Annotated in this window: 17 protein-coding genes; 6 read left to right on the forward strand and 11 right to left on the reverse strand. The window is 72.2% G+C overall.

The features are described 5' to 3' along the window. Window positions 1-171: 171 nt before the first annotated feature. The 3 genes from ACGFNH_RS13140 to ACGFNH_RS13150 form a co-directional block, all read right to left on the reverse strand. Window positions 172-255 carry a putative leader peptide gene (locus ACGFNH_RS13140; RefSeq protein WP_393653558.1) on the reverse strand — a complete coding sequence of 28 codons (84 nt, stop codon included), beginning with the start codon at window positions 253-255 and terminating at the stop codon, window positions 172-174. A gap of 215 nt (window positions 256-470) precedes the next feature. Then, entirely contained in the window at window positions 471-1037 is a 567-nt protein-coding gene (locus ACGFNH_RS13145; protein ID WP_393653169.1) for a GNAT family N-acetyltransferase, read from the reverse strand. A gap of 249 nt (window positions 1038-1286) precedes the next feature. Next, window positions 1287-1976, reverse strand: coding sequence for a class F sortase (locus tag ACGFNH_RS13150; protein ID WP_393653170.1), 690 nt, complete (start codon window positions 1974-1976; stop codon window positions 1287-1289). Window positions 1977-2176: 200 nt separating this feature from the next. On the opposite strand from ACGFNH_RS13150, the gene ACGFNH_RS13155 reads away from it, so the two are divergent. Next, entirely contained in the window at window positions 2177-3016 is an 840-nt protein-coding gene (locus ACGFNH_RS13155; protein WP_393653171.1) for a hypothetical protein, read from the forward strand. Window positions 3017-3076: 60 nt separating this feature from the next. On the opposite strand, the gene ACGFNH_RS13160 is transcribed toward ACGFNH_RS13155, so the two are convergent. After that, window positions 3077-4465 (reverse strand): GAF domain-containing protein, encoded by a 1389-nt coding sequence (locus ACGFNH_RS13160; RefSeq protein WP_393653172.1) that lies wholly within the window; start codon window positions 4463-4465, stop codon window positions 3077-3079. Window positions 4466-4748: 283 nt separating this feature from the next. Further along, a complete protein-coding gene (locus tag ACGFNH_RS13165; RefSeq protein WP_393653173.1) occupies window positions 4749-6413 on the reverse strand; it encodes an acyl-CoA dehydrogenase family protein in 1665 nt (554 codons plus the stop codon). Window positions 6414-6431: 18 nt separating this feature from the next. On the opposite strand from ACGFNH_RS13165, the gene ACGFNH_RS13170 reads away from it, so the two are divergent. Beyond that, a complete protein-coding gene (locus ACGFNH_RS13170; protein ID WP_393653174.1) occupies window positions 6432-7574 on the forward strand; it encodes a YihY/virulence factor BrkB family protein in 1143 nt (380 codons plus the stop codon). 50 nt (window positions 7575-7624) lie between these two features. Here the strand turns inward: ACGFNH_RS13170 and ACGFNH_RS13175 are convergent, their stop codons facing one another. The 3 genes from ACGFNH_RS13175 to ACGFNH_RS13185 form a co-directional block, all read right to left on the reverse strand. Next, window positions 7625-8485 (reverse strand): YhjD/YihY/BrkB family envelope integrity protein, encoded by an 861-nt coding sequence (locus tag ACGFNH_RS13175; RefSeq protein ID WP_393653175.1) that lies wholly within the window; start codon window positions 8483-8485, stop codon window positions 7625-7627. 64 nt (window positions 8486-8549) lie between these two features. Next, window positions 8550-9416, reverse strand: coding sequence for an MBL fold metallo-hydrolase (locus ACGFNH_RS13180; RefSeq protein WP_393653176.1), 867 nt, complete (start codon window positions 9414-9416; stop codon window positions 8550-8552). A 79-nt stretch (window positions 9417-9495) separates the two neighbouring features. Next, window positions 9496-10974: an ABC transporter substrate-binding protein gene (locus tag ACGFNH_RS13185; RefSeq protein WP_393653177.1), complete on the reverse strand. Its 1479-nt coding sequence runs from the start codon at window positions 10972-10974 to the stop codon at window positions 9496-9498. Window positions 10975-11633: 659 nt separating this feature from the next. On the opposite strand from ACGFNH_RS13185, the gene rsgA reads away from it, so the two are divergent. Continuing rightward, entirely contained in the window at window positions 11634-12734 is a 1101-nt protein-coding gene (gene rsgA / locus ACGFNH_RS13190; RefSeq protein ID WP_393653178.1) for a ribosome small subunit-dependent GTPase A, read from the forward strand. Between the two features lie 435 nt (window positions 12735-13169). On the opposite strand, the gene ACGFNH_RS13195 is transcribed toward rsgA, so the two are convergent. From ACGFNH_RS13195 to ACGFNH_RS13205, 3 genes are all read right to left on the reverse strand, one after another. Continuing rightward, on the reverse strand, window positions 13170-13538 hold the full coding sequence (locus ACGFNH_RS13195) for a PPOX class F420-dependent oxidoreductase (RefSeq protein WP_393653179.1): 369 nt from the start codon (window positions 13536-13538) through the stop codon (window positions 13170-13172). 271 nt (window positions 13539-13809) lie between these two features. Further along, window positions 13810-14292 (reverse strand): DUF456 domain-containing protein, encoded by a 483-nt coding sequence (locus tag ACGFNH_RS13200; RefSeq protein ID WP_393653180.1) that lies wholly within the window; start codon window positions 14290-14292, stop codon window positions 13810-13812. Window positions 14293-14676: 384 nt separating this feature from the next. Continuing rightward, window positions 14677-15681, reverse strand: a complete 1005-nt coding sequence (locus ACGFNH_RS13205) for a helix-turn-helix domain-containing protein (protein WP_393653181.1) — start codon at window positions 15679-15681, stop codon at window positions 14677-14679. A 1439-nt stretch (window positions 15682-17120) separates the two neighbouring features. Between ACGFNH_RS13205 and ACGFNH_RS13210 the strand changes: the two genes are divergently transcribed. From ACGFNH_RS13210 to ACGFNH_RS13220, 3 genes are all read left to right on the forward strand, one after another. Next, window positions 17121-18473 carry a protein phosphatase 2C domain-containing protein gene (locus tag ACGFNH_RS13210; protein ID WP_393653182.1) on the forward strand — a complete coding sequence of 451 codons (1353 nt, stop codon included), beginning with the start codon at window positions 17121-17123 and terminating at the stop codon, window positions 18471-18473. 215 nt (window positions 18474-18688) lie between these two features. Further along, window positions 18689-20431 carry a pyruvate dehydrogenase gene (locus tag ACGFNH_RS13215; protein ID WP_393653183.1) on the forward strand — a complete coding sequence of 581 codons (1743 nt, stop codon included), beginning with the start codon at window positions 18689-18691 and terminating at the stop codon, window positions 20429-20431. A gap of 384 nt (window positions 20432-20815) precedes the next feature. Continuing rightward, a complete protein-coding gene (locus tag ACGFNH_RS13220) occupies window positions 20816-21319 on the forward strand; it encodes an ATP-binding protein (RefSeq protein ID WP_393653184.1) in 504 nt (167 codons plus the stop codon). The last annotated feature ends 62 nt before the right edge of the window (window positions 21320-21381 follow it).

The raw sequence follows: 21381 nt of genomic DNA on the forward strand, positions 1-21381 counted from the left end.
CGGGTCAAAGGGTGCGGGTACGGCGGGGTGGCACACGTCTGACCTGCGATGCAGCAGGTGTCCTCGGCACAGCGCGGCAGCGCGTGCGGCAGGGGGATCAGGAGTGCGCGCTCGTCCGCGACGATGGGGACGGCGGTCGGTGCGACGCTCGAAACGGCGGTGCTGTGACTGTCAGCCCGCCGGACAGATGGCGCTGGACATGCGTCCGAGGTCGACGTGGCGTCGACTCACCAAGGCAGTTCCAGTGCGAGACATGACGAAAGCGTGTCATGGCGCTCTCGGGAGCGTCCACCGACATCCATGATGTGGACAGCATTGTCCCGCTCTGCGAGACGATGTGGCGAGGGTCACGCGCCCGTGCGCGGGCGCCATGCACCGCGCGTGGGGCCGGGCTCAGGCCCTGCGCCGGCCGCCGCGCCCAGGTGCGGGATCGGGCCCAGGTGGCGATGCGGTGATCGGGCTGATCGGGCTCAGGCGCCGGGCCACGGGCCGGGCGGCGGCGTCTCCGGCTCCTCGGCCGTCGTGGTGTCGAAGAGCCGGAAGCCGCGCCGCCGGTAGTTGTCCAGCGCGTGCGGGCCGTCCTTGCTGCAGGTGTGCACCCAGACGCGCTTGGTCGGGGAGAGCCGCGGATGGCGCTCGGCCAGGTCCCACGCGCGGGCCGTGCCCTCGCCGAGGAGATGGCCGCCGATACGGCGGCCGCGGAAGGCGGGGAGCAGACCGAAGTAGGCGATCTCCACGACGCCCTCGCCCTGGGCCTCCAGCTCGATGTACCCGGCCGGGGTCCCGTGCTCGTACGCGACCCAGGTCTCCACGCCCGGCCGGTCGAGGAAGGCCTGCCACCGCTCGTACGGCCAGACGAGCCGGTCCGTCCAGATCACATCGCCGCCGACGGCCGTGTAGAGGAAGCGGCTGAACTCCGGCGAGGCGGCCTCGGAGCGGACCACGCGGACGCCGCTGTCGGCCGCGGGCGGGTCCGCCGGCGCCAGGTCGGCGGGCGAGGTCTGCTCCAGGGACCAGGTGGTCACGGTGATGCTCATGCCCCACAGCCAATCACGGCCGTCCGGCCGCTCCCACCCCGGTCCGGGATCGGGAATCGCATATGAGGCCTTGGTGCGGTGTGCTGCGTCACGCCCGCGGCTGGTGCCGGAGTCCGCCGGGACGCCGGACGGGCGTCTCACGGTTCGGACCCCCGTGCCCCGTACGAGCCCGGTGCCGTCCGGCGCCCGTCACCGGGCGCCGGGTCCGGCGCATGCGGGTCATCGCCCGACGGCCGGTCCGTCAGGGGGTCATCGCACGTCGGTCATCCGGGCGAAGACGACCACGTTGCCCGTGTAGCCCTTCGCCTTGGAGAAACCGCCACCACACGTTATGACGCGCAGCTCCGGCTTGCCCGTGTCCCCGTAGACCCGCTCGGCGGGGAACTTCTGCTTGTCGAACACCTCGATGCCGTAGATCTCGAAAACGGCCGTACGGCCGTCCTGCCGGACCACCTCCACCTTGTGGCCCTTCCTGAGGGCACCGAGGTTGTAGAACACGACGGGCCCGGTCTTGTTGTCCACGTGCCCGACGATGACCGCGGTCCCCTTCTCGCCGGGTGAGACCGCGTCCTTGTACCACCCGGCCAGGTTCTTCTCCGTCGCCGGAGGAGAGGCGACCCACCCCTCGGGGTCGAGGCCGACCTGCGTCAGCGGGGCGTTGATCCGGATGGCGGGGATGACCACGCGGCTCGGCACGGAGGCGCCCAGCGGCTCGGGCGGCGGCTTCTGCGGCGCGCTCGTCGCCGGTGCGGGTGAGGCCGCGGTACGGGAGTCGGCCGCGGATTCGGAAGTCGGCTGCGGCGGTCCCGACTCCTGCGCGGCGCCGTTCCGTATGAGGGCCACGCCGATGAGGAGGGCGAGGATTATCAACCCCCAGGGCGAGCGCTTCTTGCGCTCCGGCGCGTAGGCGCCGCGGCCGGAGCCTTTCTTCGAAAACATCGGTCTCCCCTTGACGTTGTCCGCGCTATCCGGGTTGTCTCATTCGTCCCGCCCCGTCTTCACGGCACGGTAGGACGCGGCGATGGGAGCGGCGACCGTGGGCGGGCGAACGGGTGGCCTGCGCCAAACGGGCCGGAGCGCCCCACCCGGCCGGAGCATCGCCGCATGCGCGCCGTGCCGGGGCGCGCGAGCGTAGGAGCATGGACGCCTCCCGGGCCGTCGTGGCCGCCGCTGTCGCCGTGGCCGCTGCCGGCCTGCCCGTACTCGGACTGTCCGCCTCGCCGGCCGCCGCGGAAACGGGCCGGCGGCCGGGTCCGGGCGACATCGTGGTCTCCCCGAGGACGGTGAAGCAGGGCGACACCGTGACGATCACGGTCGGGGGCCGGAGCTGCCGCGGTACGGGCCGTGCCTATGACGCGATCGTCGAGTCCAACGCCTTCCCGCGCACCCGGCTCACCGGGCAGCGCGGTTCCTCGTCCTCGGTCGCCAGGCCCCGGATCTTCAAGGCCGTCGAACCCGGCCCGCACACCGTCGCGGCCACCTGCGGCGGTTGGACGGTCACGGGCGGGCGCTTCCGCGTGGAGCCGCGCGACGGCGGCCGGACCGCGGAGGACCGGGCCGCGGGCGGCGGCGCCGAGCGGGAGAAGGCGGGACAGAAGGCGGGCAGGCCGGGGAAGGCGGGGAAGGCCGACGGGGCGAAGAAGCACGGCACCGCGGCGGACCGGGCCGCGAAGGAGCGCGAGGCGAGGAAGGACGGCAGGGGTACGAAGGCAGGTGCGGCCGACGCCCGCGCCACAGCCGGCGCCGCCCGCGGGTCCGCCGACACCGTCGTCCCCCCGCACGGCGTGGCCACCGCCGCACCGCCGCCCGTGCAGAGTGCCCCGGCGATCCCGCAGAGGCCCGTCCGGGGCGGTATCGGCGGCGGATCCCAGCGGGTTCCGCCCGTCACCGTCGCCTTGGGAGTCGGCCTGGTCGCGGGGTCGCTGGCGGCCGGCGGCTACTACCTGATCCGCCGCCGCCCCTCGGACCTGACCTCGTAGCCCTCGCGGACCCGGCCCCGCGCGCCCCTCGCCTGCGGCTGCCGGGCCGCGCCCATGGCCTCAGCCGTCCGTGGCGCCCGAACCGCGCGGACCCGAACGATCCGGACTGCCCGGACCGCTCGGACCGGAGCCGCGCGAACCCGGAACGCTCGGACCCCGACCGCCCGCGCCGCGTGCGGCCACCAGCGCCGGTGCCGTCGACTGCGGCAGCAGGTCCGACGCGTCGGGCGGGGTGAGCAGTTCCACCCGGACCCCGTCGGCGAAACGGTACGGCCTGTGGTCGAGCACCCCGGCCAGCGTCCGCCGTACGCGCGAGAGTTCGGCCCGCACCGTCACCTGCCGCCCCGGCTCGCCGAAGAGGTCCCCGGCGAGCTGCGAGGCCGTGCGGCCTTCGGGATGGCGCGCCAGGACGTACAGCAACTCCGCATGGCGGGGCGTCAGTTCCTGGCTCCAGCTCCCCGCCGCGCCCGTCACCGACAACACCGGCTGCCCGGAACGCCGCAGATCCAGGACGACCCGGCTCGGCTCGGCCCCGTCTCCGCCGGTGACGGCGTCCTCGACGCGCAGCAGCCACCCGTCCGGCAGTGGCTCCGCGCTGCACAGGCCCACCGCGGGGATCCGGACCCAGCCGGCCGAGAGCGACTTGGGGAGCTGCACCCGGTCCAGCGGCAGCATGCCCGTCACCCCGGCCGTCCATCCGGCGCGGTCCACCGCCAGCGCCCGGCCGCCCACCCGGGCCAGGACCGGTGAGGCCACCGCTCTCAGCCGGTCGATCGCCACCCGGTGCTGCTCGCGCAGTTCGGCCTCGGCGACCCGGGCGACGGCCGTGACCAGCGCGAGTGTCGAGGGGTGGATCGCGGCGGCCGGGCCGGTCACGTTGACCACGCCGAGCAGCCGGCCGTCACGCGGGTCGCGTACGGGCGAGGCCGCGCAGGAGAGCGTGTGGAACGCGCGGACGAAGTGCTCGGCGGAGTGGACCTGCAACGGCGTACGGGAGACCAGCGCCGTGCCGATGGCGTTGGTGCCCGCCACCTCCTCGGCCCAGCTCGCGCCCACGCAGAAGCCGAGCTGGTCGGCCTTCCGCTGGACGGCCGCGTTGCCGTCCCGCCACAGCAGCCGGCCCTCGGCGTCGGTGACCACCATCATGTGCCACGCCTCGTCGGCCTCCGCCATCAGACCCTCGCGCAGGGTGGGGAGCACCGAGGCGAGCGGGGTGGACCGGCGCCGGTGCTCGACCTCGTCCAGCGCCAACAGCCCCGAGTGGCCGCCCTGGTCGGGATCGACGCCGTGCCCCAGGACCCGGTGCCACGACTCCCCGATCACCTCGCGGGGGGTGAACCGCGCGGGCGTGCCGGACAGCGCGGCCGCCCGTACGCCACTGAGGAGACGGGTGGCATGGCGAGTTCCCATGGCCGACAGCCTGGCCATGTGCAGCGGTTCGTCGTTCACGGATCCGGTCTCCGAAATGGACAGGAAGGGCGATCGAAGCGGGAAAATGCTGGTCCGGGCGGTCGTGCTCTCCTTGTGACGGCGTGCTCTCCCCATGGTGCCGCCGGTCGCCGCGACAGGGTGGGTACTTGGCGCAATTGCTGCAACCCTCCGCAACGTTTGTGCGCGACCGTGCGAGCGCACCAGAGTGGGGCACGTACGCGGACGGGGGTGGTGCCGTGTCGGCGCGGTGCCACCCCTGTTCGGAGGGCGGGCGGCTCCCTCGGATGCCTCCCCAGGATCCTCAGAGCGGTACGCGCGCACGCTCCACGACCGACGCCAGGTCGAGGGTGTGCGGAAGCGTGCCGAACGACCCGCCCCAGTCGCCGCCCAGTCGTGAGGCGCAGAACGCGTCCGCGACCTGGGGCGGCGCGAACCGTACGAGCAGCGAGCCCTGGAGCGTGAGGGCCATCCGCTCCACCAGCCGCCGCGCCCGTGCCTCGATGCCGCTCAGATCGGCGAGTTCGGTGAGCATGTCCTTGATGGCGCCGTCCAGGCGATGGTCGGCGCCGCGGGCCTGTCCGAGTTCGGTGAGAAACGCGTCGAGGGCGGCGGGTTCGCGCTGGAGCGCGCGCAGCACGTCCAGCGCCTGGATGTTGCCCGCCCCCTCCCAGATGGAGTTCAGCGGCGATTCACGCAGCAGCCGCGGCATACGGGAGTCCTCCACGTAGCCGTTGCCGCCCAGGCACTCCAGTGCCTCGACCGTCAACGGGATGCAGCGCTTGGTCACCCAGAACTTGGCGGCCGGGACCGCGAGGCGCAGCAACTGCCGCTCCGCTTCCGTCTCCGAGTCGTACGCCGCCGCCAGCCGCAGTGCCAGGGTCGTCGCCGCCTCGGACTCCAGCGCCAGATCGGCCAGGACGTTGCGCATCAGCGGCTTGTCGATGAGCGGGCCGCCGAAGGCGTTGCGGTACGCGCTGTGGTGCACGGCCTGTGCCACCGCCTGGCGCATGACGGCCGCGGCCCCCGTCACGCAGTCCAGCCGTGTCGCCGCGACCATCCCGATGATGGCGGCGATGCCGCGGCCCTCCTCGCCGACCCTGCGCGCCCAGGTCGTCCCGTCGAACTCCACCTCGGCGGAGGCGTTGGAACGGTTGCCGAGCTTGTCCTTGAGCCGCTGGATGCGGAACGAGTTGCGCGTGCCGTCCGGCAGTACGCGGGGGAGCAGGAAGCAGGTGGGGCCACCCACGGCTCCCGTGCGGGAGGTGCCCTCGGGCACCTGGGCCAGCACCAGGAATCCGTCCGACATGGGAGCCGAGCAGAACCACTTGTGGCCGGTGAGGACGTATTCGCCCTCGGCGCCGAGCGGCTCGGCCCGCGTGGTGTTGGCCCGTACGTCGGATCCGCCCTGCTTCTCGGTCATCGCCATCCCGAGGAGGGCGCCCGGCTTCCGGTCGACGGGCCTCAGCTCGGGCACGTAGACCCGTGAGGTCAGCTTGGGCTCCCACACGGCGGCCAGGTCCGGGTCGGTGCGCAGGGCCGGGACCGCGGCGTGCGTCATCGACACCGGGCAGCCGTGGCCCGCGTCGTTCTGCGTCCAGACCAGGAAGGCGGCAGCGCGCCGCACGTGTCCGTCGGGGCGGGTCCAGGCGTCGGTGAGCCCGTGGGAGACGGCCTTGCGCAGGAGCCGGTGCCAGGCGGGGTGGAACTCCACCTCGTCGGTGCGGTGGCCGTAGCGGTCGTGCGTGTGCAGCACCGGCGGGTGGCCATCGGCCTCGTCGCCCCACTCCTGAACCTGTGCGGAGCCCGCGGCCCGCCCCAGCTCCCCGAGCTCCTCCCGGACCTCCTGAAGCCGCTCCGGTGCGGTGTGCCGGGCCACGGCATCGGTGAGCGCGGCGTCCGCTCCGAAGACGTCGTAGCCGGTGAGCGGCGGGGCTTGATTGGTGACGGTGTGAGTCGAGGCTCCCATGACAGATACGTTAAGGAGGTGCGAGCAGCAGAGTCATCCCCCAAGCGGTCGGCGAGCCGCTGGCGCAGGGCACGCGCCCTTTATCCGCATGTGTCCAAAAGGCGAGTGGCCTGGCTGCTGCTGAAGGACACGGTCAACTCCTGCGTGGAGTACCGGATTCTGGGCCTGGCCGCCGAGGCGGCCTTCTTCTCGCTGCTGTCCCTGCCGCCGCTGCTGCTCGGCCTCATCGGGCTGCTCGGCTACCTGGACGCCTGGACCGGCACCGACACCATCGACAGCATCCGGCAGAACATCCTCACCGCCTCCGGGACCGTGCTCTCCGACCGGGGCGTCGACGAGATCGCCCGGCCCCTGCTGCACGACGTGACCCGCGGCCGCCCCGACGTCATCTCGATCGGCTTCGCCCTCGCCCTGTGGTCCGGGTCCCGGGCCGTGAACGTCTTCATCGACACGATCACCGTCATGTACGGCCTCGACGGTGTCCGCGGCATCGTCAAGACCCGGCTGCTCGCCTTCCTGCTGTACATGATCGGCCTGGGCGTGGGGGCGGTCGCGCTGCCCCTGATGGTCGCGGGCCCGGACGCGGTGATGGACATCCTGCCGTGGAGCGAGGGTCTCGTACGGGCCCTGTACTGGCCGGTGGTCCTCGTCCTGTCCGTGGCCTTCCTGACCACGCTGTACCACGTGTCCGTACCCGTACGGTCACCGTGGGTGGAGGACATCCCGGGTGCGCTGGTGGCCCTGGCGATGTGGGTGCTCGGCAGCTTCCTGCTGCGGATCTACCTCATCAACGCCGTCGAGGGCCCGACGATCTACGGATCGCTGGCCGCGCCCGTGGCCGTCCTGCTCTGGATCGGCGTCTCGGCCTTCGCCGTCCTGGTCGGGGCGGCGGTCAACGCGGCGATCGACCGGGTGTGGCCGTCGGTCGCGACGGCCGCGGCGCGCGAGGCGAACGAGCGCGTCCGCGAGGCCGCGGCCGAGGAGCTGATCGCGCGGGCGGCGGCGCAGCGAGCGGCCCGGGCCCGTCTGGACGACAGCGAGGAGGAGTGGGAGGACGAGGGCGGCGACACCGAGCCGCCGTCCGAATTCCCCGAGCGGTGGGCCCAGTTCCTGCCTCCGGAGGACGTCCGGGCGCGGCTGCACGCCAAGCGGGACGACTAGCGGGCCGGCCGGGCGCCACGGGCGGGTGCCGTGAGGGGCCGGGCGGCCGGTCAGCGGCGGTGGCGGGTGAGAAGCTGGGCCGCGCGGGGCGCCTCCTCGTGCATCAGCCGGCCCACGAGCGCGCCGCCGAACACGATGACCCCGACGCCCACCAGCCACGACTGGACGACCAGGACCGTGCCGAAGGGGCCGTACGTCACGGCGTTCGACGCGATGAGCGGCGAGAACACCAGCCGGGAGAACACCCGCAGACCGATCAGGCCGACGGCCGTCGACACCGCGCCCGGCAGCAGCGGGCCCCAGCCGACGCGCCCGCCGAGCAGCATCCGCTGCGACCACCAGAAGAACAGCACGGCGCTGATCGCCGCACTGAGGAAGTGCCACAGCGACCGCAGGAAGTCGTTGGCCGTCGGCTGGCGGTCCTGCGTGATCTGGGCCGACACGAAGAGATAGCCGATCAGCGCGGCCAGCCAGACCAGGTGCCGCCACATGGTGTGCCAGCGCGCTCCGGGAAGCTCCCACACCTTCTCGTAGCCGGTCTGCACGGCGGAGCCGAACGTCAGGCCGAAGACGCAGAGCGCGGCGAGACCGAACGCCGTCGTGGCCTCCAGCGCCTGCCGGGGCGAGGCGAACAACTCCTCGACCTCGGCCTGGGCCGTCGTCGACACCCCGAGACCCTCGCTCAGCCACTCGGCGAAGCCCTGGCCGTTCGCGGGGTCGACCGCCGCGACGACGATGAGCAGCGGCACCAGCGTGAGGAACCCGAGCGCGGCGAACCCCATCGAGCGATGCATCAGCTCCAGCTCCCTCGCCCGCTGCCAGCCGCGGGCGGCGGCGGAGCGGAGGAGCCCGTGGTACAGCCTCCTCCATGCCGATGCCTCGCTCTCGGCCCCGGAAGAGTTCTCGCCCATGGAATGTCGCTACCCCGTCGGCGTCACCGGGGTGCGACGGGGCACGGAGAGCCCCCGGAATGGCTCAGACCGTGAGCCGCTCGCCCGGGGCGATGACCCGCACGTCCGTCCCTGGGGCCGCGAGCCGCGCGGCGCGGACGTAGTTCTGCGGGTCGCGGTCGGTCTTGGTGATCAGCCGGTCACCGACCGGCCCGCTGGAGTACGCGTAGTGGTGCGGCACCGCCACCCGGGGCCGCAGCCACGAGGTGAGAGTGGCAGCCTCCTGCGCGCTCATCACCACCTGCCGGTTGAACAGCGGGCGCAGCCGCAGTCCGTTGGTCGGGACGAGCAGCAGGTCGATGTCGGGGAAGCGGCCGGCCAGCTCCTGCAACTCGGGGACCAGCAGGGTGTCCCCGGCGAAGTAGACGGTCTGGCCGCCGCCTTGGACGACGAACGTGACCTCGTAGACCCTGTGCCGGGCAGGGACGGCGGTGATGGTCAGCTCGTCGCGGCCGAATGACCCGCCGGCGATGCCGTCACGGCCGGTGGCGGGCTCACGGCCGGTGGTGATGTCACCGGCGGCAGCGGTGGTGGCGGCCCGCCCGGCCCGGCCCGCGTGGGCGCCGAGCCGGGTGCTCTCCCACGGGTAGAGGGCCCGGACCTGGCGGAACCCGGCCTTCCTGGCCCGTTCGACGACGGGCGCCGCCACGAGCATCGGCACGTCCTTGTCGCGGTAGGACGCGAACGACTCGAGGTCGCAGTGGTCGAAGTGGTGGTGGCTGATGAGGACGGCGTCGAGGTCGGGCAGGTCCGCGACGCCGAAGGCGATCGGCTCCCCGGGGTGATACGCCGCCCGCTCGCTGAACCAGGGGTCCGTGAGCAGTGTGAGGCCGCCGATCTCGATCAGATGGCAGCTGTGGGTGACCCTGGTGACGGCGAGCGGTGCGTCCATGGCCTGCTCCCGGGTATGCGGAAGGCCTCTCCCCACCCAGTCTCACACCACGGCCGCGACGCCGCTCCCCGGCGGGGAGTCACTCCTCGGTGCTCTTGCTGATCTCCCAGAAGCGGGGGACGGTCGAGGCGTCGAGGCTCCAGGCGATCCCGAACACGTTGTCCCGGGCCACCGCGTACTGCTTGCCCTGCCACAGCGGCAGTACGGGCAGGTCGTCGGCGACGATGGACTGTATTTCCGCGAACTTCCCGGCGGTCACGAGCCGGTCGGGCTGGGACACCGTCTCCGGGATGAGCTTGTCGACGATGCGCTTCGACAGGTAATTGTTCGCGACGACGTTGTTCCGGCTGAAGAACGGCGAGATGAAGATGTCGGGGTCCGGGTAGTCGGGCACCCATCCCTTCACGTACGCACCGTACTTGCCCTTGGCGATGCCCTTTTCGTATTCGTCGAGGGGCACGCTCTTCACGTCGACGTCGAACAGCTTGCTCGCGTTGAGCTGCCGGGCGAGCTCCTTGACCGCGGACACGGTGCTGGGCCCGAAGCGTATGGGGGTGGCCCACAGCGTCATCCTGACCTTGCCGTTGACGCCGTCCTTGCGCAGGGCCGCGGCAGCCTTGTCCTGCTGCGGACGGTCGCCGTACTTGTCGAAGAACGGCGTCTTGTGGCCGGTGATCCCCGCCGGGATCACCGAGTAGAGCGGCTTGGCGGTGCGCTGGTACACATCGCGGACGAGGGCCTGCCGGTCGACGAGATAGGCGATGGCCTTGCGGACACCCAGCTTGCCCACCACCGGGTCGCGCATGTTGAAGACCATGTGCATCACCTCGGCGCTGGCGCCGTCGACGACCTCCACGCCCCGCCGGTCCGCGGTGGTCGCGGTCTCCAGCTCGTGAATGTCCTCGGCCGCCAGGCCGCGGTAGGCGAAATCGACGCCGCCGTTCTGCACGGACTTGCGCAGACCGGCCTGATCGCCGTCGAAGAACTTCATCGTCATACCGGAGTTCTGGACGTCGGCTTCGCCCTTGTACCCCTCATTGACGGAGAAGACGGCTTTCTTCCGGTCGAACGAATCCAGTGTGTAAACACCCGAACCGACGACCTTGCCGTCCGTGCGCAGTTTGTCCGCGGGGTACTCGCTGTGGTCGACGATCGCGCCCGCGCTGGAGGCGATCTTCATGGGGAACGTGGCGTCGGAGTTCTTGAGATGAAAGACGACCGTCTTCTCGTCCGGAGTCTCCACACGGTCCAGTGACTGGAGGAGATAGGACGGACCCTTGGGGTCATTGATCTTCAGCGTGCGCTTGAAGGAGTACGCCACGTCCTCGGACGTGAGGTTGTTCCCGTTGCTGAACGCGAGACCGTCCTTGAGCTCACAGCGGTAGACCGTGCTGTTGCCGTCGGTGAACGAGCAGCTCTCGGCGGCTTCGGGCTGCGGGGTATTGGATCCCCGGGGGAAGCTGATCAGCGACTGGAAGACGTTGTTGAACACCATCCAGGAACCCACGTTGTAGCCCGAGGCCGGGTCGAGGGATTGCACCTGGTCGGTCGTCCCCATGACGACCGCCTCCCCCTCGCCGCCGCTGCCGGCCTCTCCCGCGCCACACCCCGTGAGCAATCCCGCGACTGTCCCCGCTCCGAGCAGGCCTGCCAGCCACTGGCGACGTATCCACAACTGCACGTTCTTCACACTTTCCGTTCGCCTACCGGTGCCCGAAGGCGCCGTGGGGGGAGTTGGCGGCCGCTCGCGGTCCCCCAAAGTCCCTGATTGGGGAGGAAATTCGGGGAACTGCTCCCCGGAGAAGAGCGGATCCGATCCATACCGTAGACGCCGTACTGACTCGTAGTACAGCCGGGGGGAGAACTCGGTTCGCCTGTTGGCAAGGCGAATCGCCGAGGGTCGCCGAGACGGTCACGAAGTCGGTCATGGAGACGATCAGGAGACGGTCACGGAGAGAGGCGCCGAAAAACCATTGGCGCCCCCGTACAGAGCCGGATTAAGCTGCGCGGGAACCCGGCGGCGGCCTTTACCGGCCCCCGTCGCCCAGCTGTGGAAGACCGGGAGGTGAGGACCGATGACTGTCATTGCGATGAGCGCTGCCCGCATCCAGAAGACCATCGTTCCCACCCCCCTGGTCTCCGGCTGACCGACGGCCCGCGCCTCTTCCGGCCGCCGTCCTCCTCGCCGAGGGACCATCCCTCGAAGGGTTCACTCCGTTGAACAACCACATCCCGCACCCGCTCACGCCCTACGGCTGGGACAGCGGGTTCGCAGATGACTTCACCCCGTACGCCGACCAGGGCCTCTGCCCCGCGCGGATCGTGCGGGTCGACCGCGGGCGCTGCGACGCCGTGGTCGCCGATCCCGGCGGCGACGGCATCCGGACCGTACGGGCGGACACCGCGCCCGTGTGGTCGCCCGATCCGCTGCGCATCGCGTGCACCGGCGACTGGGCGGCGCTCGACCCCGACCGGGAGGTCGTACGGGCGCTGCTGCCGCGCCGTACCGCGTTCCTCCGCTCCGCCTCGTCCAAGAAGTCGGACGGCCAGATCCTCGCCGCCAACGTGGACCACGCCATCGTCGCCGTCTCCCTCGCCGTCGAGCTGGACCTCGGCCGCATCGAGCGCTTCCTCGCCCTGGCCTGGGAGAGCGGGGCGCGGCCGATGGTCGTCCTGACCAAGACCGACGTCGTACCGGACGCGGCCGGGCTCGCGCACCTCGTCGCCGACACGGAGGCGACGGCTCCCGGCGTCGAGGTCCACGCGGTCAGCGCGATGACCGGGGAGGGCCTGGACGTGCTCGCCGCCTCCCTCGGGGACGGCACGGCCGTTCTCCTCGGCCAGTCGGGCGCGGGCAAGTCCACTCTTGCCAATGCCCTGTTGGGCGAGGAGGTCCAGCAGGTCCACGGCACGCGAGACAGCGACGGCAAGGGGCGGCACACCACGACCACCCGCGATCTGCTGCCGCTGCCCGGCGGCGGCGTCCTGATCGACACCCCGGGGCTGCGCGGCGTCGGGCTCTGGGACGCCGAGGAGGGCGTCGGTCAGGTCTTCTCCGAGATCGAGGCGCTTGCGAGCGCGTGCCGTTTCCACGACTGCGCGCACACCGTGGAGCCCGGCTGCCGGGTGATCGAGGCGCTGGAGAGCGGCGAACTCCCGGAGCGCAGGCTCGAGAGCTACCGCAAGCTGCTGCGCGAGAACGAGCGGATCGCCGCCCGTACGGACGCCCGGCTGCGCGCGGAGATCCGGCGGGACTGGAAGCAGAAGCAGGCGCTGGGGCGGCACATGATGGAGCAGAAGCGGGGGAGGAACCGCTGACGGTCCGTTTCGCCGTTCCGTTGATCGGCTGTTGTGGGATCGATCCGCTGAGCCCGATCGACACCTCAGCCGATGTGCTGGGGTTCGATCGATCCGCGGAGCCGATCCGAGCGGAGCTGATCCGCGGAGCTGATCCGCTGAGTCGATCTGCTCAGTCGATCTGCTGAGTCCGGGCCCGTCGGATCCGACGGGCCCGGACCCCGCGGGCGGACGTGAAGTCCCTTTGCGCGGAGACCGGTTGGCGTGACCGTAGGCGCCGCCCGGCAGGGGGCGTTCTGTATCGGATGCCCCGAGCACCGGCACCCCCACAGCCGCTGCGCGGGCCGGGACGGATGAGAGCCCGAGGGCCGGCGCGGGTGCGGACCCGCCCAGCCCGGGGCGGACGCGAGTACTGGCACGGGGGCGGACCCGGGGCGGGGTGCCGGGGCGATGCGCTCAGCCTTCCAGGCCCCAGCTGTGAACCTTCCGCGGATGGATGCGGATGACCTCCTCGCTGAAATGCGGGCCGAGCTCGTGCGGACCGACGAGCAGCTCCGCCTCCCCGCGTACCTCCACGCCTCGCACCACCCACGGCCGGACGCTCGCCAGGTCGTCGACGACCAGGGCGACCTTCGGATTCGCCTGCAGATTGCGCCACTTCTTGGTGGCGCCCATGCGATAGCCGCCGATAAGGACCGTCCCGTCCTCCTGCGGGAAGAAGCCGACGGGGTTCGCCTGGGGCTGCCCCGTCGGGTCCACGGTCGCCAGCCTCCCCAGGCGCTGGGTCTTCAGGTACGCGCGCTCGGCCTCGCTCAGATCGGTCATGGCGCCAGGATCACACCGGCACCACCTGCCCGCATCGGCATCCGGACCCAGGCCGTATGGGGCCGGGACGGGGCCGTACGACATCCGGGAATCAGGGCGTACGCGCCGGGACCCGGGCGTACGGGCCGGACCCGGGGCGTAGGTCGTACGGAGTGCGGACCCGGGTGCGTACGGCGGGCTGGGCTTGGCCGGTGCGGGCGGCGCGCGGGACTGGGTGCGTACGACGCTCGGGTGCCCGCGCGTACGGCGTGCGAGGCAGACGCCCCCGCGGTCAGCCGGCAGCCACCGCACCCGTCCACGCGCCCACGACGAGCAGGCACGCGAAGAGCTCGACGAGCACGGCGAGGCCGATCGCCCGCATCGCCGTCCGGGTCGACGCCCAGGCGTTGCCGTGGTCGCCGAGCCGTGCCCGCTCGGCGCCGTAGAGGCCGGCCACGAAGCCGATGACGGCGCCCACGACGGGCACCAGGAAGAACCCCACCATCGCCGCCGCCCCACTCGCGTACAGCGTCTGCCAGGGGATCCCGGAGTCCTTCATCCGGCGTGTGGGGAGCAGCCACTTGAGCGCCTGGTTCAGCAGGAGGACGGCCGTCGCCCCCATCAGCACCCACCAGGCGAGCGCGGTCTTCTCGGTGAGCGCCCACCACACCACCCCGCCCCAGACGATCGGGGGGCCGGGTGCGCCGGGGATCAGTACGCCGAAGAGGCCGAGCAGCATCACCAGTCCGACCGCGACCAGTTGCCAGGTCCCCATGGGCCCAGCCTGCCGGAAGGCGCCGGAGAGCGCTTCCCGGCGGGAGGCGGAGGGAGGCGGAGGGTGGCGGTGGGCCGGAGAGCGGGACCGGTCGGCGGTCGGGGAGCGGGCCGTTGCGGTCGGTCGTGGAGAGGTGGGGGAGAGGGGAGGAGGGGGAGAAGAGGAGGAGGGGGAGAAGAGGAGGAGGGGGAGAGAGGGGGTGGCAGGTGGCGCGAGGGGGCTGGTCGCTCGCCGACCGGGATCTGCGGAGGCCCGCCCCTCGGCCGGCGGCCCTCCGTCCCGGCCCCTCTCCCGTCCGGCTGCGCCTCGGTCCCGGCCGCCCCTCTGTGCCGGTCCCTCTGTCCCGGCCCCTCTCCGTCCCGGCGGCCCTCCCGCCCGTCGCACCTAGCGCTCGGGCGCCAGGCGGTCCTTGCGTGCCACCCATCCCAGCTCATAGGCGTGCCAGCCGAGCTGCAGCCGTGTGAACACCCCCGTCAGCTCCATCAGCCGTTTCACCCTGCGCTGCACCGTGCGCAACCCCAGTTCGAGCTGCTTGGCGACGCTCGCGTCGGTCAGCCCGGCCAGCAACAGGGAGAGAATCTCCAGGTCGGTGGCGTCCGGGCCGTCGGACCTGCCCTCGTACGGGATGCCGTCGGTGTCCAGGTGAAGCGGCAGGGCCTCGCGCCACACCCGGTCGAACAGGCCCGTCAGCGATTCGAGCAACCCGCTGGCGTGGACGACCACGGCGGAGGGCTCCGAGGCACGGCGCGTCAGCGGGACCATCGCGAGCGCGCCGTCCGCGACCACGAGCTTGGTGGGGACCCGGTCGATGACCCGTACCTGTTCCCGGCGGCCGAGCGCCGCCCTCAGCTCGGTGATCCCCGATGGCCCGGACAGGACGTCGCGCTCGATCACCACGCGATAGCGGACGCCGCGGTTCGACGCCCGCTCCTCCGCGTCGTTGTCCATGCCCCGCACGGTGGTCGGATTGCCCGTGACCAGTGCGCAGACCTCTTTCGTCGCGCCGAGCTGGAGCTGGAGGAAGCGGTGGGCGACCGCGGCCGCGCCGGTCACGACCTCCACCAGATCGTGCACGGCGGGCTCGGCGGCTTCGGCCCGGTACTCCTCGGTGAGCAGTGCCGCCGCGAGTTCGGCCTGTTCCAGCTCGTGGCGCTGTTGCCGCAGCAGCGCACCCAGCGCCACGGCGGGCGGGGCGGCCACCCAGCGGCCGGGGCGGGCTGAGGACTGGGCGGCGAGCCCATGCCGTTCGAGCCGCCGCAGGGCGAGGACGGCCTCCTCCTCCGGCAGCGTCAGCCGGTGCGCCAGGTCCGAGACCTCGGCGGCGCCGAGTCCGACCAGCGTGCGGTACGCCGACTCCTGTATCTCGTCGAGACCGATCGCGCTCAGCATCTGACTCCCCTGGATCCCTGGGCACCCGATTCCCCTGCCCCTGATGACTGACGCCTGTCCGCCGGCAGGGCGCCGACGGTCGTACGGCGGTGGTGATGTTGGTACGGCGGTACGGAGTGGTGCGATGGAGTGGTGCGACGGCGGTGGTGACGGTGGTACGGCGTGGCGATGATGGCGGAAATGAGCCACGGCGCAAACCCGCCGCGAGCATCATCCCCGTACAACCGGCCACTCTGCCAAGGTGTCGGAACTGTGGTACAGGCCAATGCCCCGTCAGCCCGCTGGGCCCTGCGCAGCCGTGCGCCGGAGGTGACGGTCCCGCCACGGTGACGCCGCCGGGCGGGTCCTGCCGTGGGGGAAGGGCCCGTCCGCCGGCCCGGCGCACACCGGTACGTTCGCATGCACGGACGAGCTCGCGCGCCCTTCCGAAAAGGGCGTGGCGGTGGACAATTGAGGGCATGAGCCAGCCCGGGGAGCGCCACGAGGACGACTGGTGGCGGGAGTTGTACGACGAGGCCGCACCGGACACGGGGCCCGTGGCCGGAACGGACTCGGTGGACGACCGATTCGACTCCGCCGCGCGGGCCGTCGGGGAGCCGGAGTCTCCGTCACCGGGTCTGCCGTCCGTGGACGGGCCATCACCGGACGGCATGTCAGAAAGCCTGTCCACGAAGGATGTCGGGCCGGACGCCTCGTCATCGGGCAATGGGCCAGGGGATGTTGCATCGCCGGAGCTCCCGGGCGATGGCGGAGATCGGCTCCCGGCAACACCGTCGGATGACCCCATGGCAACGCCGTCGGGTGCCCCCGCGCCGGACATCCCCACCCCGAGGCGGGTGCCGTCCGCGCCGGACCTGCCCCAGCGCGCTGCTGAGGAAGGCGAGTGGTGGCAGAGCGCGCCCCCGATGGTGGACACCTCCCAGTCCGGGCCGCGCCCCGAGGCGTGGCCCGAACCGACATGGCCGCCCCGCGACCTCCCGGGCGCCCGCCCGCCGATGCACCGAACGCCGGCGACCCGTCCCCCGCACCCGCGAAGGCCGGACGCGGGCGCTCGCCCCACCCGGCAGCGGCGGGAATGGTGGCAGGGGATCGCCCCCGCCCCGCCCGGCGGCCGGTCTCCGGCCCACCGGCCGCTCGTCCCCCCGACCCGCCCGCCCTGGGAGCCGCCACCGGGAGCAACTGCCGCGTCCGATACGGGTGATGGGGGAGCGGCAGACCCTCGCGCCGCCGGTCATGTGCCGGGCCACGGAACCGCACCGGTCCCCTTCGACGAGGGGGATGTGCAGCGAGGGCCGGATGCGACGCTCAGGCTGCGGACCGTATCGGCGCCGGGACAGGAGGACCCACCGCCGCCCCTCCGTACCGGGGAGAAGGCGTCGCCGGCGCCGTCCGGGCCGGGCGACCGGCCCTTGCCCTACCCGCCTTTGTCCGAGGCGCCGTTGTCCACGGCGCCCTCGGCCGAGGCGCCGTTCGCCGACCCGCCGTTGTCCGACGAGCGGTTGGCCACCCCGTCGTTGTCCGACCCTCCGGCGGCCGGATCCGGACCGGCCGCGGTCCCGCCCCGTACCGGCCGAGCCGGTGACGGTGACGGTGAGCGCGAGGGCGCGGGGACGACCGTCGGAGACACCGGCGCCGGTGGCCCGCTGCGGCAGCCCGGCGAGGCCGGGTTCACCGGCCGGCATGGGCCCGCCCACGAAGCCGAGCCCACCGCACTGCCGCTCGCCGACCCCGGCGCCCTCGACGACCTGGTGCCGGACACCGTCCTCGACGGCGCCCGCTATGGCTCCCTCGTGCTGCGTACTGCGTCGCTGCGCGGCGAGGCGGCCCGCCACCGGGGCCGCCCGCGGCGCGACGCGCTGCTCACCGCGCGGTTCGGAACCGGCGAGAACGCACTGCTGCTGGTGGCCGTGGCCCGCGCCCTACCGCCCCCCGACGCCGACGCCGACGCCGACGCCGACGCCGGCACCGCGCACGGCGCCGCGTCCGACCTCTGCCACTGGATCGGTACGGCCGTCGGCCGCAGCCATGTCCGGCTGGCCGAGGACGTCCGTGGCGGCCGGCGCGCCGCCCTCAAGTCCGGCCTGCACCGGCTCACCGACCGTGCCTACGGCCGCCTCCGTGCCCGTGCGACCGAACTCGGCCTGGATCCGGTCGAGTTCACCGCCACTCTCCGATGCCTCCTGCTCCCCGCCGACCCTGCATGCCGTACGCGTGTGTTCTTCGGCGTCGGCGGAGGCGGCCTCTTCCGTCTCCGCGACGGCGCGTGGCGGGACCTCGAACCCGCCGCCCCCGGAGGCGCCCCGGCCACCCCGCCCGGATCCGAGTCCTCACCCGGAGTCGAGTCACCATCCGCAGCGGAGTCCGGCGACGGAGCCCGAGCCGGGGCCGACGCCGGTGACCGGCTCACCATCGACCTCGGCGCTCTCCCGGCCGCCCCGACCGTCCACACCGACCCGATCGTCCACACCGACCCGACGGTCCCTACCGGCCCGACCGTCCACACCGACCTCGCCGAGCCGTTCCGTTTCCGGGCTTCCGTCGCCCGCCCGGGTGACACCCTCCTCCTGTGCAGTGCGGGCCTGGCGGAGCCATTGCGCGGCGATCCCGCCCTCGCCGGCGCGCTGGCCGAGCGCTGGGTCGCTTCTTCCCCGCCGGGACTGGCCGCCTTCCTCGCCGACGTGCAGCTCCCGGTCACCGGCCATGACGGCGACCGGACGGCGGCGGCCGTCTGGGACATCGGGACCTGGTCCGCGCAACCCCGGCCGCAGGCAGGCGCCCGTACCGCCCAGTGAGGTGCCCGTACCCGCCCAGGCAGGCGCCTGTACCTGACCAGGCAGGCGCGTGTACCGGTCGCAGCGAGGGCACTCGTACGCCGTACCGCGTAGCCCGTACCGCCCCCCCCGCCCCGGCCGGGAGGCGCGAGCGCGCGGACCGTGGGTTGATGGACGAGGGGGGTGACGGACCAGGGGGAGGGAATGGCCCGACCTCGACCCCGGAGAAGGAACCCATGGCCAAGCAGAGCGTGGCGGAGCAGTTCGTCGACATTCTCGTACGGGCCGGTGTGCGGCGGCTCTACGGAGTCGTCGGCGACAGCCTCAACCCCATCGTGGACGCCATCCGCCGCAACTCCGCCATCGACTGGATCCAGGTCCGCCACGAGGAGTGCGCGGCCTTCGCCGCAGGGGCGGAGGCACAGCTCACCGGCAGGCTCGCGGCATGCGCCGGGTCCTGCGGACCGGGCAATCTGCACCTCATCAACGGCCTGTACGACGCGCAGCGTTCGATGGCTCCCGTCCTCGCCCTCGCCTCGCACATCCCCAGCAGCGAGATCGGTTCCGGCTACTTTCAGGAGACCCATCCGGACCAGGTGTTCCAGGAGTGCAGCCACTACTGCGAGCTGATCTCCAGCCCCCGGCAGATGCCGCGGGTGATGCAGACGGCCGTGCAGCACGCGGTGGGCCGCAGCGGTGTCAGCGTCGTCGCACTGCCCGGCGACGTCGCCTCGCAACCCGCTCCGGAGCGGGCCGAGGAACATGCGATCGTGACGTCCCGCCCGACCGTGCGGCCCGGTGACGCCGAGATCGAGGAACTCGTCCGGATGGTGGACCGGGCCGACCGGGTCACGCTGTTCTGCGGCAGTGGCACGGCGGGCGCGCACAACGAGGTCATGGCGTTCGCGGAACGGGTGAAGGCCCCGGTGGGCCATGCCCTGCGCGGCAAGGAGTGGATCCAGTACGACAACCCGTACGACGTCGGGATGAGCGGCCTGCTCGGGTACGGCGCCGCCTACGAGGCGACCCACGAGTGCGATCTGTTGATGCTGCTGGGCACCGACTTCCCGTACGGCGCGTTCCTGCCGGACGACGTCAAGATCGTGCAGGTCGACGTGCGGCCCGAGCACCTCGGCCGGCGCTCCAAGCTCGACCTCGCGGTGTGGGGCGACGTCGCCGAGACGCTTCGCTGCCTCACCCCCAAGGTCCGGGTCAAGAAGGACCGGCGGTTCCTCGACAAGATGCTCAAGAAGCACGCCGACGCCCTCGAAGGGGTCGTCAAGGCGTACACCCGCAATGTCGAGAAGCACACGCCGATCCACCCGGAGTACGTGGCCTCCGTGCTGGACGAGGAGGCTGCCGCGGACGCGGTCTTCACCGTCGACACCGGCATGAACAACGTCTGGGCGGCGCGCTATCTCACCCCCAACGGCCGTCGCCGCGTGATCGGTTCGTTCACCCACGGTTCGATGGCGAACGCGCTGCCGCAGGCGATCGGGGCGCAGTTCCTCGACCGGAAGCGGCAGGTGGTGGCGATGTCCGGGGACGGCGGTTTCGCCATGCTCATGGGCGAGTTCCTGACCCTGGTGCAGTACGAGCTGCCGGTGAAGGTCGTGCTCTTCAACAACTCATCGCTGGGCATGGTGGAGCTGGAGATGATGGTCTCCGGCCTCCCGTCGTACGGCACCGGCAACCGGAATCCGGACTTCGCCGCGATCGCGACGGCGGCGGGTGCCTACGGGGTGCGTGTGGAGAAGCCGAAGCAGGTGCGCAGTGCGCTGCGGGACGCCTTCAAGCACAAGGGCCCGGCACTGGTGGACATCGTGACCGACCCCAACGCGCTGTCGATCCCGCCCAAGATCAGCGCGGAGATGGTGACCGGCTTCGCGCTCTCCGCGAGCAGGATCGTGCTGGACGGCGGGGTGGGCCGGATGGTGCAGATGGCCCGCTCCAACCTGCGGAACGTCCCGCGTCCGTGAGGCTGATTCGTACGGGTGACGGACGGGCGTCACTGCGGCGCTGACGGACGTGCGTCACTACGGAGGTGACGACGCGCGTCACTACGGAGGTGACGGGCGGGCGTCACTACGGAGGTGACGGGCGGGCGTCACTGCGCCGGTGACGGGCGGGCGTCATTACGGAGGCGACGGAAGGGACGTCACCGGGCCGACAAGCCCGTACGCGGTCCGGGCTCGGCCGTACGGGTGGAAGGGCCGGGCACCCGGTATGCCCGCGGGGCGTGCGCGGGATGTTCCGATTGTCGACTGTTGTGCAGCGGGTGACCGCAGCGACCGTCCTCCCCTGAGGCCCGGCACCGTTCTCCCGGCGGTGCCGGGCTTTGCCGTGCGTACCCCTGGGCATGCATGAGCAGGAGCCAGTTCGCACCAGATCGGACCGATACGGCTTACGGGGCGGGGGAGATGGCGGGGCAGCGCGGAGATTCCGTACTGAACAAGCGCCTGCGGAGGGCGGACCTGGCGGCGGTCGCCGAGGTGCGCGAGTCGCTGAGGGAGCTGCTGAGGCAGCAGTCGTGGGGGAAGGAGGAACAGGCCGATGTCGCCGAGCTGCTCATCAGCGAGCTCGTGACCAATGCACTGATCCACACGGGTCGCGGGGCGGAGGTGACGGCGACGCTGGTCGCGGGCCACACGCCGGCGGGCTTGGTCACCGCGTCACCGGACGAGGACCGGCTGAGGGTCGAGGTCAGGGACTTTGCCGACCGAAGGCCCGTCGTCCGGAGACCGGACGGTGAGGGGACGGGCGGCCGGGGGATGATGCTCGTCCAGACGCTGGCGGACGCCTGGGGTGTGCGGCCGATGGGGGCGGGGAAGGTCGTGTGGTTCGAGCTGGCCGGCGAACCGGTCTGACCGACCGTTCCGGCCGTACGAGCCATGTGGGTCACGTGAGTTGGGGCCCAGGGCCTCGGTCT

The sequence above is a fragment of the Streptomyces sp. NPDC048639 genome (assembly GCF_043199075.1).
Classification (GTDB): domain Bacteria; phylum Actinomycetota; class Actinomycetes; order Streptomycetales; family Streptomycetaceae; genus Streptomyces.

Excerpts from the sequence above, each read along its gene's own strand:
- ACGFNH_RS13140 (WP_393653558.1), bottom strand. The coding sequence starts at position 255 with ATGTCTCGCACTGGAACTGCCTTGGTGAGTCGACGCCACGTCGACCTC.
- ACGFNH_RS13145 (WP_393653169.1), bottom strand. The coding sequence starts at position 1,037 with ATGAGCATCACCGTGACCACCTGGTCCCTGGAGCAGACCTCGCCCGCC.
- ACGFNH_RS13150 (WP_393653170.1), bottom strand. The coding sequence starts at position 1,976 with ATGTTTTCGAAGAAAGGCTCCGGCCGCGGCGCCTACGCGCCGGAGCGC.
- ACGFNH_RS13155 (WP_393653171.1), top strand. The coding sequence starts at position 2,177 with ATGGACGCCTCCCGGGCCGTCGTGGCCGCCGCTGTCGCCGTGGCCGCT.
- ACGFNH_RS13165 (WP_393653173.1), bottom strand. The coding sequence starts at position 6,413 with ATGGGAGCCTCGACTCACACCGTCACCAATCAAGCCCCGCCGCTCACC.
- ACGFNH_RS13175 (WP_393653175.1), bottom strand. The coding sequence starts at position 8,485 with ATGGGCGAGAACTCTTCCGGGGCCGAGAGCGAGGCATCGGCATGGAGG.
- ACGFNH_RS13180 (WP_393653176.1), bottom strand. The coding sequence starts at position 9,416 with ATGGACGCACCGCTCGCCGTCACCAGGGTCACCCACAGCTGCCATCTG.
- ACGFNH_RS13185 (WP_393653177.1), bottom strand. The coding sequence starts at position 10,974 with ATGGGGACGACCGACCAGGTGCAATCCCTCGACCCGGCCTCGGGCTAC.
- ACGFNH_RS13195 (WP_393653179.1), bottom strand. The coding sequence starts at position 13,538 with ATGACCGATCTGAGCGAGGCCGAGCGCGCGTACCTGAAGACCCAGCGC.
- ACGFNH_RS13200 (WP_393653180.1), bottom strand. The coding sequence starts at position 14,292 with ATGGGGACCTGGCAACTGGTCGCGGTCGGACTGGTGATGCTGCTCGGC.
- ACGFNH_RS13205 (WP_393653181.1), bottom strand. The coding sequence starts at position 15,681 with ATGCTGAGCGCGATCGGTCTCGACGAGATACAGGAGTCGGCGTACCGC.
- ACGFNH_RS13215 (WP_393653183.1), top strand. The coding sequence starts at position 18,689 with ATGGCCAAGCAGAGCGTGGCGGAGCAGTTCGTCGACATTCTCGTACGG.
- ACGFNH_RS13220 (WP_393653184.1), top strand. The coding sequence starts at position 20,816 with ATGAGCAGGAGCCAGTTCGCACCAGATCGGACCGATACGGCTTACGGG.